This window comes from Streptomyces sp. NBC_01363, assembly GCF_026340595.1.
Taxonomy (GTDB): Bacteria; Actinomycetota; Actinomycetes; order Streptomycetales; family Streptomycetaceae; genus Streptomyces.
In genome coordinates, this window is record NZ_JAPEPF010000002.1 from 884007 (window position 1) to 899829 (window position 15823).

Annotated in this window: 15 protein-coding genes; all 15 read left to right on the plus strand. The window is 71.6% G+C overall.

The features are described from left to right. The first annotated feature begins 6 nt into the window (after positions 1–6). On the plus strand, positions 7–1377 hold the full coding sequence (locus OG611_RS31835) for an ATP-binding protein (RefSeq protein WP_266428094.1): 1371 nt from the start codon (positions 7–9) through the stop codon (positions 1375–1377). After that, positions 1374–1799, plus strand: a complete 426-nt coding sequence (locus tag OG611_RS31840) for a roadblock/LC7 domain-containing protein (protein ID WP_266428095.1) — start codon at positions 1374–1376, stop codon at positions 1797–1799. Before OG611_RS31835 ends, OG611_RS31840 begins: the two co-directional genes overlap by 4 nt. After that, the gene (locus OG611_RS31845) at positions 1796–2149 is read left to right on the plus strand and encodes a DUF742 domain-containing protein (RefSeq protein WP_266428097.1); all 354 of its coding nucleotides are present in this window, start codon (positions 1796–1798) and stop codon (positions 2147–2149) included. The genes OG611_RS31840 and OG611_RS31845 overlap by 4 nt, the downstream gene beginning before the upstream one ends. Continuing rightward, positions 2127–2741 carry an ATP/GTP-binding protein gene (locus tag OG611_RS31850; RefSeq protein WP_266428100.1) on the plus strand — a complete coding sequence of 205 codons (615 nt, stop codon included), beginning with the start codon at positions 2127–2129 and terminating at the stop codon, positions 2739–2741. The genes OG611_RS31845 and OG611_RS31850 overlap by 23 nt, the downstream gene beginning before the upstream one ends. Continuing rightward, positions 2738–4012, plus strand: coding sequence for a cytochrome P450 (locus tag OG611_RS31855; RefSeq protein ID WP_266428103.1), 1275 nt, complete (start codon positions 2738–2740; stop codon positions 4010–4012). The genes OG611_RS31850 and OG611_RS31855 overlap by 4 nt, the downstream gene beginning before the upstream one ends. A 104-nt stretch (positions 4013–4116) precedes the next feature. After that, complete coding sequence (locus OG611_RS31860) at positions 4117–4512, plus strand: cell division protein SepF (RefSeq protein ID WP_266428106.1); 396 nt, start codon at positions 4117–4119, stop codon at positions 4510–4512. Between the two features lie 128 nt (positions 4513–4640). Next, positions 4641–5894, plus strand: coding sequence for an ATP-binding protein (locus OG611_RS31865; RefSeq protein ID WP_266428109.1), 1254 nt, complete (start codon positions 4641–4643; stop codon positions 5892–5894). After that, positions 5881–6249 carry a nucleotide pyrophosphohydrolase gene (locus tag OG611_RS31870; RefSeq protein ID WP_266428111.1) on the plus strand — a complete coding sequence of 123 codons (369 nt, stop codon included), beginning with the start codon at positions 5881–5883 and terminating at the stop codon, positions 6247–6249. Before OG611_RS31865 ends, OG611_RS31870 begins: the two co-directional genes overlap by 14 nt. A gap of 123 nt (positions 6250–6372) precedes the next feature. Continuing rightward, positions 6373–6939: a DUF6099 family protein gene (locus tag OG611_RS31875; protein ID WP_266428112.1), complete on the plus strand. Its 567-nt coding sequence runs from the start codon at positions 6373–6375 to the stop codon at positions 6937–6939. 168 nt (positions 6940–7107) lie between these two features. Then, the gene (locus tag OG611_RS31880; RefSeq protein ID WP_266428113.1) at positions 7108–8031 is read left to right on the plus strand and encodes an LLM class F420-dependent oxidoreductase; all 924 of its coding nucleotides are present in this window, start codon (positions 7108–7110) and stop codon (positions 8029–8031) included. Positions 8032–8116: 85 nt separating this feature from the next. Then, on the plus strand, positions 8117–9142 hold the full coding sequence (gene mmuM / locus OG611_RS31885) for a homocysteine S-methyltransferase (RefSeq protein WP_266431346.1): 1026 nt from the start codon (positions 8117–8119) through the stop codon (positions 9140–9142). Between the two features lie 44 nt (positions 9143–9186). Then, entirely contained in the window at positions 9187–10674 is a 1488-nt protein-coding gene (locus OG611_RS31890) for a 3' terminal RNA ribose 2'-O-methyltransferase Hen1 (protein ID WP_266428115.1), read from the plus strand. After that, positions 10671–13244, plus strand: coding sequence for a polynucleotide kinase-phosphatase (locus OG611_RS31895; RefSeq protein ID WP_266428116.1), 2574 nt, complete (start codon positions 10671–10673; stop codon positions 13242–13244). The genes OG611_RS31890 and OG611_RS31895 overlap by 4 nt, the downstream gene beginning before the upstream one ends. A 114-nt stretch (positions 13245–13358) precedes the next feature. Beyond that, positions 13359–14591, plus strand: coding sequence for an arginine deiminase (locus OG611_RS31900; protein WP_266428118.1), 1233 nt, complete (start codon positions 13359–13361; stop codon positions 14589–14591). Positions 14592–14698: 107 nt separating this feature from the next. Further along, on the plus strand, positions 14699–15715 hold the full coding sequence (gene argF / locus OG611_RS31905; RefSeq protein WP_266428120.1) for an ornithine carbamoyltransferase: 1017 nt from the start codon (positions 14699–14701) through the stop codon (positions 15713–15715). Positions 15716–15823: the final 108 nt, after the last annotated feature.

Here is a 15823-nt window from a genome sequence, read left to right on the forward strand (position 1 = left end):
GACGGCATGGGATGGATAATGGCGGTGATCGCCGTCGCCGCTGCCGTGGCGGCAGCGGTCCGCGCACAGAACTCGGCGCGCGCCGAACACATCGCCCTGGCCCGCGCCGAGCTGGCCGAACGCCAGTCGAAGGCCGCCGAGGCCCGTACCGCGGCCCTCACCGACGAGATCCGCCAGCTGGCCCACAACCGGATACCCGCCGCCGCGCTCGCCCTCTCCCATCCCACCGCCAAGGTCCCCGGACTGCGGGAGGCGGCCGAGGTCGACGGCGATTCCGCGCGGCTGCTCACCGAGGCGGTGCAGGCCGCCCGCAAGGCCGTCGTCGAGGAGCGAGGGCGCGTCGACGCGGCCGCCCGCGCGGCGATGCGTGGCACCTCCGCCAAGATCCAGTCCCTGCTCAACCAGTCCCAGCAGCTGCTGCACGAGCTCCAGCACGAGTACGACGACCCGCGGATCCTGCAACTCGACTTCCGCAACGAACTGGCGCTGCGGCGCACCCAGGCCACCGCGGTGCTCTGCGACGCCTGGCCGGGCCTCGCCCGCCAGAACTCGCCGCTCGTCGAGATCGTGCTCGGCGCCCAGTCCCGGGTCGCCGGCTACGAACGCGTCAAGGTCGCCAACCACCTGCGCGACGAACGACTCGCCCTCGTCGCCCGCGCCGCCGAACCCCTCGCCATCGCACTGGCCGAACTGCTCGCCAACGCCACCGCCTACTCGCACCCCGACACCGATGTCCAGGTCACCCTCCAGCAGAGCGGCGGCCGCGGCGCGTTCCTGGTGGTCGACGACGCGGGCATCGGCATGGACGACGACGCGCTCGACCGGGCACGGGCCCTGCTGGCCGGCCCGCCCGAAGTCCTCCTGACCGAGCTGGGCGACCCGCCGCAGACCGGCTTCGCCGTCGTCGGCCGGCTGGTGCTGCAGTACGGCTTCAACTGCCACATCGAGGCATCGCCGTTCGGCGGCATGCGCACGATCCTTCGCGTCCCCGCCCATCTGCTGACCGTGCTGGAGGAGGACCACAGCCTCTCCGCCCTGGCCCCGAAGCCGGTGCAGGCGCAGGCCACTTCCTCCGTTCCCGCCCCGACCGAGCAGGAGACCGCCCCCGTGCCGCAACCCGCCGGCGGGGAGGCTGCCGCGCTGCCCAGCCGGCGCCGACGCGCCCCGCGTCCGGCCCCGGCCCGCCCCGCGTCCGCCGACGCCGCCCCGGACCGCGAACAGGTGCCACGTACACCGGAGCAGGCCGGGGCTTCCTGGGCGGCACTCCAACAGGGCACCCTCAACGGCAGGAGCGTCGCCGGGCGGCCATCCGCACCGGCACCGGACGACCACGACCACCCGGACGACCGGGACGAGCAAGGAGACGACCAGACGTGAGCGCCCCCACTTCCACCACCGGTGACCTCGCATGGGTGCTGACCCCGCTGCTGGAGCTGCCCGGAGTCCAGCACGCCGTGGTCGCCACCGGAGACGGTCTCGTCGAGGGCGCGTCGCCCGGCCTGGACCGGGCGTCCGGCGAGCGGGTCGCCGCCATGACCGCCACGCTGCACGCCGCGGCACGCGCGTTCACCACGGCGTTCACCGACGTCGAGGCACCGCGCCTGGCCCAGACCGTCGTCGAGTCCGACCAGGGCTTCGCCATCGTCGTACCGGCCGGGAACAACACCACACTCGCCCTGTTCGCGGAACCCGGAGCCAAGCTCGGCGACATCGCGTACCAGATGCAGGTGCAGGTCACCGCCCTGACCCGGGCGATGAACGCACCCGCCCGCCTGCCGGACACCACCGCCCGGCCATGACCTCCGGCCCAGGGCGCCGTCTGATACCCCCCTATCTGGTCACCGGCGGCCGGACCCGGCCCGCCGGTCCCGCGCTCGACCGGCTCGACGTACTCGTACGCGCCGACACCGAGCTGCCCCCGGACACCGGCTCGGAACAGCGCAGACTGTGCGAGCTGCTCGAACCGGGGGCGCTCACCGTCGTCGAGTGCGCGGCCCACCTGGACCTTCCGGTAAGCGCCACCGTCTTCCTGGCCACGGACCTCGTGGCCGCCGGACATCTGCACACCCGACCGCCCATCCCCAGTGCCGGGGAGATCGACCGGTCGCTCGTCGAGAGGCTGCTCGTTGGACTCCGCTCCCTCCACTGACCGCACCGGCATCGGCTATCTGCCGCCTGCCGCCCGGACCCTGATGAAACTCGTCGTCACGGGTCCGTTCGGCGTCGGCAAGACCACCCTGATCCGTACGCTGTCGGAGATCGCCACGCTCCACACCGAAGAGGCGATGACCCAGTCCAGCACCCGGCTCGACGACACCGCCGGGCTGCCGGACAAGACCACGACCACCGTCGCCATCGACTTCGGCCGGCTCACCGTCCTGGACGACCTGGTGCTCTACATGTTCGGCACCCCCGGCCAGCAGCGGTTCCTGCCGCTCTGGGAGGACATCGCGCGCGGTGCGCTCGGCGCACTCGTCCTGGTCGACACCCGCAGACTCGCCGACTCCTTCGCGGTCATGGACATGGTCGAGGAGCAGGGCCTGCCGTACGCGGTCGCGGTCAACCGCTTCCCCGACGCCCCCGCCCACGCCGACGAGGTCCTGCGCAAACACCTCGACCTCGCACCCGAGACCCCTCTGGTGCAGTGCGACGCCCGTGAACGCCGCGGCAGCATCGACGCGCTGATCGCGCTGGCCGAGCACGTGCTCACCCGGATGCCCAGGCCCGAGGACCCGTCATGACCCCGTTCGCACAGCCGCCGCAGCCCCTCGCCCTGTACGGTCCGGAATTCGCCGCCGACCCGCGGAGCCACTACCGACGCCTGCGCGAACACGGGCCTCTCGCGCCCGTCCGGCTCGCCCCGGGCATCGATGCCCTGCTGGTCACCGACTACCAGGCCGCCGTCGATCTGCTGCGCGACACCCACACCTTCACCAAGGACCCGCGCGCCTGGCAGGCCACCGTGCCCGACGACTCGCCGGTCCTGCCCATGCTCGGCTACCGGCCCACCGCGCTCTTCAGCGACGGCGACGTGCACGCCCGCTACCGCGACGCCATCAACGACAGCCTCGCCCTGATCGAGCCGCACGTCCTGCGGGCCGAGGTCGCCCGGGTCGCCCGGCGGCTCATCGGCGAATTCGCCGCCACCGGAAGCGGCGATCTCATCGCCCAGTACGCCCGACGGCTGCCGCTGCACGTCTTCGTCACCTGGTTCGGCGTGCCGCCGGGCGACGGCGAACGCATCGTCAACGGCATCGCCGGCATGTTCAACTCGGCCGAGAACGCCGCCACCGCGTACGCCGACCTCGTCGAGGTCGTCACCGAACTGGTCGCCGACCGGCGCACCCGGCCGCGCCGCGACCTCACCTCGTACCTCCTCGGCCACCCGGCCGATCTCGACAACGACGAGACTGTGCGTCAGATCACCCTGATCATGAGCGCGGGCCACGATCCGACCACGAATCTGATCGGCAACGCGCTGCTGCACATGCTCACCGACGCCCGCTACGCCGGTTCGCTGCACGGCGGCGCGATGACGGCGCACGAGGCGATCGACGAGGTCCTGTGGCAGGATCCGCCGCTGGCCAATCTCGCCGCCCACTACCCGCGGCACGACACGGAGTTCCACGGCGTGCGGCTGCGCGCGGGACAACTCCTCCTGGTCTCCTACGCGGCGGCCAACACCCGCTCGGCGTCCGGCCTTTCGGACCCCGCGGTCCGCTCCGGGGCCAGCGCCCACCTCGCCTGGTCCGCGGGTCCGCACCGATGCCCGGCGAAGCAGCCGGCGCTCCTGATCGCCATGACCGCGATCGAGCAGCTCACCAGTCAGCTGTGCGACGCGGAACTGGCCGTTCCGGTCAGTGCTCTGAAGTGGCGTCCGGGACCGTTCCACCGCGCGCTGGTCCGGCTTCCGGTACGGTTCACCCCCGTCGACATGAGTGCGGAAGCACACCGGCTCAGGGCCGCCGGGGAAGCCGAGGACGGGCCGCCGGCGGTGTCGATCGGCCCATGAACCGTGTCGGTGGTACGCCGAACGGGTGAGTGGCGAGAGAATTGCCCGATGAACAGCGAGCGCAGCCGGCGCAACGCCAACCGAAGCACAGACGGGGTGGTCCGGTGAGCAGGTACGACAGGTACGACGTCACGGACGAGCAGTGGGAGGGGCTTGCCCAGGTCGTACCTCTGCGCAGCCGCAACGAGTGGCCGTCCAGGGTGGATCACCGCACGGTCCCCGACGAGAGCCCGGCGTCCGAGCAACGGCGACTCGTCGTGCTGCGGGTCCAGGTCTTCGCGGACGCACGGGAGGTGGCCGAGTACCTGGTCTCCCAGATTCCGGTGCTGCTCGACCTGACCAGCGCCGAGACGGATGTGGCCAAGCGCATCCTGGACTTCACCAGCGGGGTGGTCTTCGGCCTCGGCAGCGGAATGCACCGGGTCGACCGGAACGTCTTCCTGCTGTCCCCGGTCGGCATGGAGGTCGAGGGGGTCACGGCGGCGGGCCTGCCCGGTTAGTGGCCCGCCGGAGACCGCTGGGGCGGGGCGCTCGGGTGGGCGGGGCGAGGTGGTTCATGTAACCCGATCGTAGGAAGGTCGTCCAGGCGGAACGGTTCGCCGGTCCGTGGACCGCATACCGTCCGCCCATGACCGCACTCCGACCGGGGGCCACCCCGCCACCGCCCGCCGCCCCTTCCGGGGCCGCCGCCACTCCCGAGCCGGTCCGTCCGGAGGCCGCGCGGCGCTCCGGCGGGCCGGACCGCGCCGCCGGACCCGTCGTCACCGAACTGCGGCTGTCCGCCTTCGCCTCGCACCGCGGTGCAGCCTTCCCCATCGGTCCGGTCACGCTCTTCGCGGGGCCCGCCGGCAGCGGCAAGACGAGCGCGTTGCGGGCGTACGAGGCGCTGGCGCGCCTGGGTGGCGGGGATCCGCTGGACGAAGTGTTCCCGGACCCGGCGGGCTGCGTTCCGGAAGGGGCCGCGGCCGACCCGCAGGGGCGCCGCGGCTTCCGGATCGGCTGCACGGCGGACGGACCGGCAGGACCGGTACGGCTCGACGTCGCCGTCCAGGCGGAGCCCACGCTCCGCATCGTCGGCGAACGGCTCACCGCCGGCGGCGAGACCCTGCTCACCACCGCGTTGCGCGACCCGGGGCGCGCCATGGTCCAGGCGGCCTGGCACACCGCCGGCACGGTCCCGGTGACGCGCGCGCCGCTGCCGGACGACCGTCTGGGCACGGCCCTGCTGCCGCTGCGGGTCGCGGGCAGGACCGAGGGGCAGTTACGGGTCCTGGCCGCCGCGGAGCAGATGGTCGTGGCCCTGCGGTCGGTCTTCGCGTGCGAACCGCAACCGCAGCGGATGCGTGCCCCCGTGCCGGCCGGTGACGGCAGGCTGCGACGCGGCTGCGACAACCTCGCGGCGGTGTTGGAGCGTACGCGCACGCAGTGCGTCCAGCGCCATGCCCGGCTGGTCGCCGCAGCGCATGCCGGGTGCGCGGGGCCGGTGACCGCGCTGGGCGTCGAGCGGCTCGGGGACGGATCGCTGCGGGCGACGGTCGGGCGGGGCGGGGGACCCGCCTCCCCGGCGACCCCGGTCGGGCGGCTCGGGGACGGCGAGCTGAGGTATCTCGCGCTCGCCCTCGTGCTGCTCACCGGCCCCGGGGTGCTGGCGGTGGACGCCGCGGGGGAGGTGCCGTCGGCCATGCAGACCCTCACCGTGCTGGCCGACGGACTCGACCGGGACCTGGACGGAAGGCAGTTGCGCGAACTGCTGTCCCTGGCCGTGTCGATCGGGGCTGCCGGGCACCTCAGGCTGGCCGGGACGGTCACGGAACCGGGCGCGGTACGGGCCCGGGAGGCGCCCGGGGTGACGGTGGTAGACCTGGACCGTGACAGAACTTGATGTACAGGCCCTGCAGCGACGGCTCGCCGCGTTCGCGGCCGCGCGGGACTGGGAGCAGTACCACACCCCGAAGAACCTGGCAGCGGCGCTGAGCGTCGAGGCGTCCGAACTGGTCGAGATCTTCCAGTGGCTGACACCGGAGGAGTCGGCGCGGGTGATGGAGCGGCCCGAGACGGCGCACCGGGTGGCGGACGAGGTCGCGGATGTTCTCGCGTATCTGCTGCAGTTCTGCGAAGTGCTGGGGATCGATGCGCTCGCGGCGCTGTCGCAGAAGATCGACCGGAACGAGTCCCGATTCCCGGTGCCGGGACTCCAGGACCCCACAGAATCGAGCGACCGTCACTCTTCGGAGTGATCGACTTATCCACAATCGATTTAGTGTCCATAGATTTCCGAATTCCCCTGGCTTTTCGGTACCGGTGACCTCACTGTGGGTAATGGATGAGGTGAGCGGCTTTTCGTACGGACGGGGGAACGCATGGAAGCGGAACGTCTTGTAGGAGTCAGCCGGCGTGCTCTGGCGCAGAGCAGGGGGACGCCGGACATCATCGCGGAGGCCTGGCAGGCACAGGCGCTGGCCCAGGCGATCGGCAGCCGCCTGGCGGCCGACGGTCCGAAGGAGTTACGGGGCGAGGCGCGCGGACTGAGCGAGATCGGCGGCCGGAGCAGCGGGGCGCTGGACCACCCGGCGGCGCGGGCCGGGGTGGCGCGGGCCGCACAGCTCTCCGAGCTCACCGAGCCCCGGGCGACGCTGACGGGGCTGGGCACACTGCTCGGGGAAGTGGGGATGGCGCTGGTCGGGGTGGCCTGCGAGACCGATGAGCAGGGGCTCTACTGGCAGTGCATTGAGGCGATCGACGCGGCGGACGAGTCCATGGACCGGGTGCACGGAATGCTCCGCCGCCTCGACGAGCAGGACAGGGAGCGGCAGCAGGATCTGGAGCGCGGCCGGGGGCGGGACGGCCCGTACGGCCCGTACGGCGCGGTCGGCGGACCGGCAGGTACGACTGCGGCCGGCCGTGGCCGCGCAAGACTTCGGGAGTGACCACGCAGCGGATTCGGGTGCGACCGCGCAGCGGATTCGGGGGTGACCGGGCGGCCTTGAGCGCGCCGTCGGACGGGAAGGTGGCGACTGTACAGGACTTCGACAGCGACGGCGCTGGGGAGGCAGCAGGAGAAGAACGTCCGGTATCCGGAGGTGCAGGATGGATGCATGGATCTTCGAATCTTCACCGAGCCCCAGCAAGGGGCGAGCTACGACACCCTGCTCACCGTCGCCAGGGCGACCGAGGACCTCGGCTTCGACGCCTTCTACCGCTCCGACCACTATCTCCGCATGGGTCCGGGGGACGGTCTGCCCGGCCCGACCGACGCGTGGATCACCCTGGCCGGGCTGGCGCGTGAGACCAAGCGGATCAGGCTCGGCACCCTGATGACGGCGGGGACGTTCCGGCTCCCCGGCGTGCTTGCCATCCAGGTCGCGCAGGTCGACCAGATGTCCGGTGGACGCGTCGAGCTGGGTCTCGGCGCAGGCTGGTTCGAGGAGGAACACAAGGCCTACGGCATTCCGTTCCCCAAGGAGAAGTTCGGCAGGCTGGAGGAGCAGCTGGAGATCATCACCGGGCTCTGGGCGACCGGGATCGGCAAGACGTTCAGCTTCGACGGCACCTACTACCAGCTCACCGATTCGCCCGCGTTGCCCAAGCCGGCGCAGGCCAAGGTGCCGGTGCTGATCGGCGGTCACGGTGCGACGCGTACACCGCGACTGGCCGCCCGCTACGCGGACGAGTTCAATATCCCCTTCGCGTCGCTGGAGGACAGCGAGAAGCAGTTCGGCCGGGTCAGGGAGGCCGCCGAGGGGGCCGGCCGCGCACCGGACGACCTGGTCTACTCCAACGCCCTGGTGGTCTGCGTCGGCAGGAACGACGCCGAGGTGGCACGCCGCGCCTCCGTCATCGGGCGTGAGGTGGCGGAGCTGAAGGCGAACGGGCTCGCGGGCTCGCCCGCCGAGGTGGTCGACAAGATCGGCCGGTACGGCGCGATCGGCTCGTCCCGGATCTACCTTCAGGTCCTGGACCTGCACGATCTGGACCACCTGGAGCTGATCTCCTCCCAGATCCAGTCCCAGCTCGGCTGAGGACCGAGGGAAAAGGAGGCCACCTGTGCACCCAGCCCGCCCGGCCGACGGCTCACCGTCCCTCCGTGTGCCCGCCCGCACGGCCCTGGGCCCGCCCGCCCGTCCGCTCGGCCGTGCTCTCGCGGCAGGACCGGTCCTGCTCGACGGCGGTCTCTCCAACCAGTTGGAGGCGCAGGGCTGCGATCTGTCCGACGCGCTGTGGTCGGCCCGTCTGCTGACCGACGGGCCCGGACAGATCGAGGCGGCCCACACCGCCTATGTGCGTGCGGGTGCACAGGTGCTCATCACCGCCGGGTACCAGGCGACCTTCGAGGGGTTCGCGCGGCGGGGGATCGGACGGGCGGGGGCGGCGGAGCTGTTCGCCCGCAGTGTCCGGCTGGCGCGACGGGCCGCCGGTGCGGTGGAGCGGGACGTCTGGGTCGCCGCTTCGGTCGGCCCGTACGGGGCGATGCTGGCGGACGGCAGCGAGTACCGGGGCCGCTACGGGCTCTCCGTCCGGGAACTGGAGCGCTTCCACCGGCCCCGGATCGAGGCGCTGGCCGCCGCCGGGCCCGATGCGCTGGCGCTGGAGACCGTGCCGGACGTCGACGAGGCCGAGGCATTGCTGCGGGCGGTCGAGGGGTGCGGGCTGCCCGTCTGGCTCTCGTACAGCGTGGCGGGCGACCGGACCAGGGCGGGCCAGTCGCTGGAGACGGCCTTCGCTCTCGCCGCGGGGCGCGACGACGTGGTGGCCGTGGGGGTGAACTGCTGCGATCCGGTCGATGCGGACCGGGCGGTGCGGGTGGCCGCCGAGGTGATCGGGAAGCCGGTCGTCGTGTACCCGAACAGCGGCGAGCGGTGGGACGCGGGGGGACGGGGATGGGCCGGCCCTCCCACGTTCGACCCGGGCGGAGCAGCGGCCTGGCTGGACGCCGGGGCCCGGCTGATCGGCGGCTGCTGCCGGGTCGGCCCGGACACCGTCGCGGAACTGGCCGGGCTGCTCGGCACGACGACGGCCGACGAGTCCGCGCGGCGCTCGACGAGGAGTACCGACCCGACCCGGAGTACCGACCCGACCCGGAGAGCAGACCTGCCCCCGGGAAACGACCCGGCCGACTCCTCGTACACCTGAAAATACCTGGTCGGAGGCGAGTGGGCCGGGCCATACTCGGACGTGTGTTCCTGACAATCAGCACAACCGGCAACCCGGAACGTCCGGCGACCGACCTCGGTTTCCTGCTGCACAAGCATCCCGAGAAGGCGCAGACGTTCTCCACCTCCCACGGCACCGCGCATGTCTTCTATCCCGAGGCATCCGCCGAGCGCTGCACCGCGGCGCTTCTGCTGGAAGTGGATCCCGTGGCCCTGGTGCGCCGGGGCAAGGGCAAGGGCCGGGGCGGCGCTCCCGACGCGGCGCTCGCGCAGTACGTCAACGACCGCCCGTACGCGGCGTCCTCGTTGCTGTCCGTCGCCATGAGCACGGTCTTCAAGTCCGCGCTGAACGGTGCGTGCCGCGCGCTGCCCGAGCGCGCGGAGGCACCGATGCCGCTGCGGATCGAGGTGCCCGCGCTGCCGGCCCGCGGCGGAGCGGAGCTGGTGCGCAAGCTTTTCGGGCCGCTCGGCTGGACGAGTGTGGACGCGGTGGCCGTTCCTCTGGACGAGCACTTCCCGGAGTGGGGGGACTCGCGGTACGTACGGCTGGTGCTCGAAGGCGAGTTGCGGCTGGCGGACGCGTTGCGGCAGCTGTACGTGCTGCTGCCGGTGCTGGACGACGCCAAGCACTACTGGGTCGCACCGGACGAGGTGGACAAGCTGTTGCGGGCGGGCGAGGGCTGGCTCGCCACCCACCCCGAGCAGAAGCTGATCACCAGCCGCTATCTCTCGCGACGCTGGGGCCTGACCCGGCAGGCGATGCAGCAGCTCGAACTGGTGCGGCTCGCCGAGTCGGACGACCTCGACGTCGAGAGCATCGACAACGCCGTGGACGAGACCACCGACACCGAGGAGAAGCCGGTCCCGCTCGCCGAGCAGCGGCGCGCCGCGATCCTCGACGCGCTGCGGGCCGCGGGCGCGAGCCGGGTCCTCGACCTGGGCTGCGGGCAGGGCCAGTTGGTGCAGGCACTGCTCAAGGACGTGGGCTTCACGGAGATCGTCGGTGTCGATGTCTCCATGCGCGCCCTCACCATCGCGTCACGACGGCTGAAACTGGAGCGGATGGGGGAGCGGCAGGCCGCCCGGGTCGTGCTCCGGCAGGGCTCGCTCACCTACACCGACAAGCGGCTCAAGGGGTACGACGCGGCTGTGCTCAGCGAGGTCATCGAACACCTCGACCTGCCGAGACTGCCCGCGCTGGAGTACGCCGTGTTCGGTTCGGCCCGTCCGCGGACCGTGCTCGTGACGACGCCGAACGTCGAGTACAACGTCCGCTGGGAGACCCTTCCCGCCGGGCATGTGCGCCACGGCGACCACCGGTTCGAATGGACCAGGGCCGAATTCCGAGGCTGGGCCCGGGAGGTGGCGCAGCGGCACGGATACGGGGTCGACTTCATCCCCGTGGGGTCCGACGACCCCGAGGTGGGGCCGCCCACACAGATGGCCGTGTTCACGATGACCGCGGCCGACGGGACCAGGAACAGGACCGAGAAGGAGGCGAATGCCGCATGACCAGTACCTCACGCACGCTGCCGGTGACCGACCTCTCCCTCGTGGTCCTCATCGGGGCCAGCGGTTCCGGCAAGTCCACCTTCGCCCGCGAGCACTTCAGGCCCACGGAGATCGTCTCCTCGGACTTCTGCCGCGGTCTGGTCGCAGACGACGAGAACGACCAGAGCGCCAGCCGTGACGCCTTCGACGTCCTGCACTACATCGTGGGCAAGCGGCTGGCAGCCGGACGGCTCACCGTCGTGGACGCCACCAACGTCCAGTCCGAGAGCCGCAAGCGGCTGGTCCAGCTGGCCAGGAGCCACGACGTGCTACCCATCGCGATCGTCCTCGACCTGCCCGAAGAGGTCTGCGTCGCGCGCAACGCGGCCCGCCCCGACCGCGCCGACATGCCGCGCCACGTCATCCAGCGGCACCGTCGCGAACTGCGCCGTTCGCTGCGCGGCCTGGAGCGCGAGGGCTTCCGCAAGGTGCACATCCTGCGCACCGAGGAGGAGGCGGTCCACGCCGAAGTGGTGCTGGAGCGCCGCTACAACGACCTGCGCCACCTCACGGGCCCCTTCGACATCATCGGCGACATCCACGGCTGCAGCTCCGAGCTGGAGTCCCTGCTCGGCAAGCTCGGCTATGTCGACGGCGCGCACCCCGAAGGGCGTACGGCGGTCTTCGTCGGCGACCTCGTGGACCGCGGCCCCGACAGCCCGGGAGTACTGCGCCGCGTCATGGCCATGGTGTCGGCGGGCGACGCCCTGTGCGTGCCGGGCAACCACGAGAACAAGCTCGGCCGCTACCTCAAGGGCCGCAACGTCCAGCACACCCATGGACTCGCCGAGACCATCGAGCAGCTGGACCGGGAGGACGAGAAGGACCCGGCCTTCCGCGAGCAGGTCCGGGAGTTCATCGACGGGCTCGTCAGCCACTACGTGCTCGACGGGGGCAGGCTCGTCGTCTGCCACGCCGGACTTCCCGAGAAGTACCACGGCCGCACCTCCGGACGGGTCCGCTCGCACGCGCTGTACGGGGACACCACCGGCGAGACCGACGAGTTCGGCCTGCCCGTGCGCTACCCGTGGGCGGAGGAGTACCGGGGCCGTGCCGCCGTGGTCTACGGGCACACCCCGGTGCCCAACACCTCCTGGATCAACAACACCATCTGCCTGGACACCGGAGCGGTCTTCGGCGGGAAGATGACCGCGCTGCGCTGGCCGGAGCGCGAGCTCGTCGACGTACCGGCCGAGCAGGTCTGGTACGAGCCGGCCAAGCCGCTGGCCACCGAGGCACCCGGTGGCCGGGAGGGACGGCCGCTCGACCTCGCCGATGTGCAGGGCCGCCGGATCGTCGAGACCCGGCACATGGGCCGCATCGCGGTCCGTGAGGAGAACGCCGCCGCCGCGCTCGAAGTCATGAGCCGGTTCGCCGTCGACCCCCAGCTGCTCGGCTACCTCCCGCCGACCATGGCGCCCACCGCCACCTCGCGCGAGGACGGCTACCTGGAGCACCCGGCCGAGGCCTTCGCGCAGTACCGGGCGGACGGCGTCGACAAGGTCGTGTGCGAGGAGAAGCACATGGGGTCGCGTGCGGTGGCGCTCGTCTGCCGGGACGCGGCCGCCGCCCGTGAGCGGTTCGGTGTGGGCGGCACCTCGGACGCCCTCGGTTCCGCCGGTGGGCCGACCGGGGCGCTGCACACCCGTACCGGACGGCCGTTCCTCGACGACGTCGCGCTCACCGAGGTGATCCTCGACAGGCTGCGCGCCGCCGTCACCGCTGCCGGACTCTGGGAGGAGTGGGGCACCGACTGGGTGCTGCTCGACGCCGAGCTGATGCCCTGGTCCCTCAAGGCGGCCGGGTTGCTGCGCTCGCAGTACGCCGCGGTCGGCGCCGCGTCCGGGGCCGTCCTCCCGGAGGCCAACGCGGCCCTCGCGGCCGCGGCGGCCCGCGGTGTGGACGTCGGCGCTCTCGCCGACCGCCAGCGGGGGCGCGCCGAGGACGCCGCCGCGTTCACCGAGGCGTACCGCCGGTACTGCTGGAGCACCCAGGGGCTGGACGGGGTCCGTCTCGCGCCCTTCCAGATCCTCGCCGTCCAGGGCCGCTCACTGGCCTCCGTACCGCACGACGAGCAGCTGGCCTGGCTCGACCGGCTGGTCGAGCACGACCCGACCGGGCTCCTCCAGGTCACCCGTCGGCTCGTCGTCGACACCGGGGACGAGGCGTCGGTGCGCGCCGGTGTCGACTGGTGGCTGGAGATGACCGGCCGCGGCGGCGAGGGCATGGTCGTCAAGCCGCTCGCCGCGCTCGTACGGGACGGCAAGGGCAGGCTGGTCCAGCCGGGCATCAAGGTGCGCGGCCGGGAGTACCTCCGGATCATCTACGGACCCGAGTACACCCGCCCGGAGAACCTGGAACGGCTGCGCGGCAGGTTCCTCGGCCACAAGCGGTCGCTGGCGCTCCGGGAGTACGCGCTGGGGCTCGAAGCGCTGGACCGGCTGGCCGACGGGGAGCCGCTGTGGCGGGTCCACGAGGCGGTGTTCGCGGTGCTGGCCCTGGAGTCGGAGCCGGTCGACCCGCGTCTCTGAGGAGCCTCGCAGCAGGCTGTGGGGCGTCGTCGGCGGGTTCTCCGGTGGGATCACCGGAAAACCCGCTGGCGGTTCGCGGGAGTGAACGGGCCCGTGCACGGTGAGGATGGAGGCATGGGATTCCATGTCGACTCCGAGGCCGGGCGGCTGCGCCGCGTCATCCTGCACCGCCCCGATCTGGAACTGAAGCGGCTCACCCCCAGCAACAAGGACGCGCTCCTGTTCGACGACGTGCTCTGGGTGCGCCGGGCCCGCCAGGAGCACGACGGCTTCGCGGACGTACTGCGCGACCGCGGTGTGGAGGTGCACCTCTTCGGCGACCTGCTGCGCGAGTCGCTGGACATCCCGGTGGCCAGGCGGCTCGTCCTGGACCGGGTCTTCGAGGAGAAGGAGTACGGCCCGCTCGCCACCGAGCATCTGCGGGCCGCCTTCGAGAAGCTGCCCAGTACCGAGCTGGTCGACGCACTCGTCGGCGGGATGACCAAGCGGGAGTTCCTGGCCGGGCACAGCGAGCCGACCTCCGTCCGCTTCCACGTCATGGACCTGGACGACTTCCTGCTGGACCCGCTGCCGAACCATCTCTTCACCCGGGACACCTCGGCCTGGATATACGACGGGGTGTCCATCAACGCGATGCGCTGGCCGGCCCGGCAGCGCGAGACCGTCCACTTCGAGGCGATCTACCGCCACCACCCCCTCTTCACCGGCCCCGACGCGGGCGCCTTCCACCACTGGTCGGAGGGGCAGGACGACTACCCGTCCACCATCGAGGGCGGCGACGTACTGGTCATCGGCCACGGCGCCGTACTCATCGGCATGAGCGAACGCACCACCCCGCAGGCGGTGGAGATGCTGGCCCGCGGACTGTTCGACGCCGGCTCGGCCCGCACGATCGTGGCGCTCGACATGCCCAAGCGCCGGGCGTTCATGCACCTCGACACGGTGATGACGATGATCGACGGCGACACCTTCACCCAGTACGCCGGCCTGGGCATGCTCCGCTCGTACACCATCGAGCCCGGCGACGGCCCCAGGGACCTGAAGGTCACCGACCATCCGCCCGAGCACATGCACCGGGCGATCGCACGGGCTCTGGGGCTGGACTCGATCCGCGTCCTCACGGCCACCCAGGACGTGCACGCCGCCGAGCGCGAGCAGTGGGACGACGGCTGCAATGTGCTGGCCGTCGAGCCGGGAGTCGTCGTCGCGTACGAGCGCAACGCCACCACCAACACCTTTCTGCGCGAGGAGGGCATCGAGGTCATCGAGATCCGCGGCAGCGAACTCGGCCGGGGCAGGGGCGGCCCCCGTTGCATGAGCTGCCCGGTGGAGCGCGACCCGGTGTAGGGGCCGGGCGCGGCGCGAGCCGACCACACCGTATAGCGATGCATGGTGTCGTATAGACTTCCAGAATCACTGTACGTGCGATCCTCGCCCGACCCAGGAGCTCTCCCATGGCCATAGACCTCGCAGGCCGCCACTTCCTCAAGGAGCTGGACTTCACGGCCGAGGAGTTCCGCGGCCTGATCGAGCTCGCGGCCGAGCTCAAGGCCGCCAAGAAGTCCGGGACCGAGGCGCAGCGGCTGCGCGGCAAGAACATCGCGCTGATCTTCGAGAAGACCTCGACCCGCACCCGCTGCGCCTTCGAGGTGGCCGCCGCGGATCAGGGTGCGTCCACGACCTATCTGGACCCCTCCGGCTCACAGATGGGGCACAAGGAGTCGGTCAAGGACACGGCCCGGGTCCTCGGCCGGATGTTCGACGGCATCGAGTACCGCGGCGACAGCCAGACGGCCGTCGAGGAGCTGGCCGCCCACGGCGGCGTTCCGGTCTTCAACGGGCTCACCGACGACTGGCACCCGACCCAGATGCTCGCCGATCTCCTCACCATGACCGAGCACAGCGACAAGCCGCTGGAGCGGATCGCCTTCGCCTACCTCGGCGACGCCCGCTTCAACATGGGCAACTCCTACCTGATCACCGGCGCCCTGCTCGGCATGGACGTACGCGTCGTCGCGCCGAAGGCGTACTGGCCCGCCGAGGAGATCGTCGCCGAGGCCCACCGGCTGGCCGGTGCGAGCGGTGCGACCATCACCCTCACCGAGGACATCGCCGAGGGCGTCAAGGGCGCCGACTTCGTCGCCACCGACGTCTGGGTCTCCATGGGTGAGCCCAAGGAGGTCTGGGCCGAGCGGATCGAGGCCCTGGCTCCGTACGCCGTGACCATGGACGTGCTCCGCGCCACCGGCAACGCCGATGTGAAGTTCCTGCACTGCCTCCCGGCCTTCCACGACCTCGGCACCGAGGTCGGGCGGGGGATCGAGGCCGCCTACGGGCTGACGGAGCTGGAGGTCACCGACGAGGTCTTCGAGTCCGCGCACTCGGTCGTCTTCGACGAGGCGGAGAACCGGATGCACACGATCAAGGCCGTCCTGGTGGCGACCATGGCGTCCCCGGAGGCCAAGGGCTGATCGCTGCATGAACATGCGCCCGATTGGGTGAACATGCGCAAAGGTGACTAATATGTTGCCTCCTGGTGGGGTTCGAGCTCGCACGCTCGAACCCCATTTTTTTGTGTG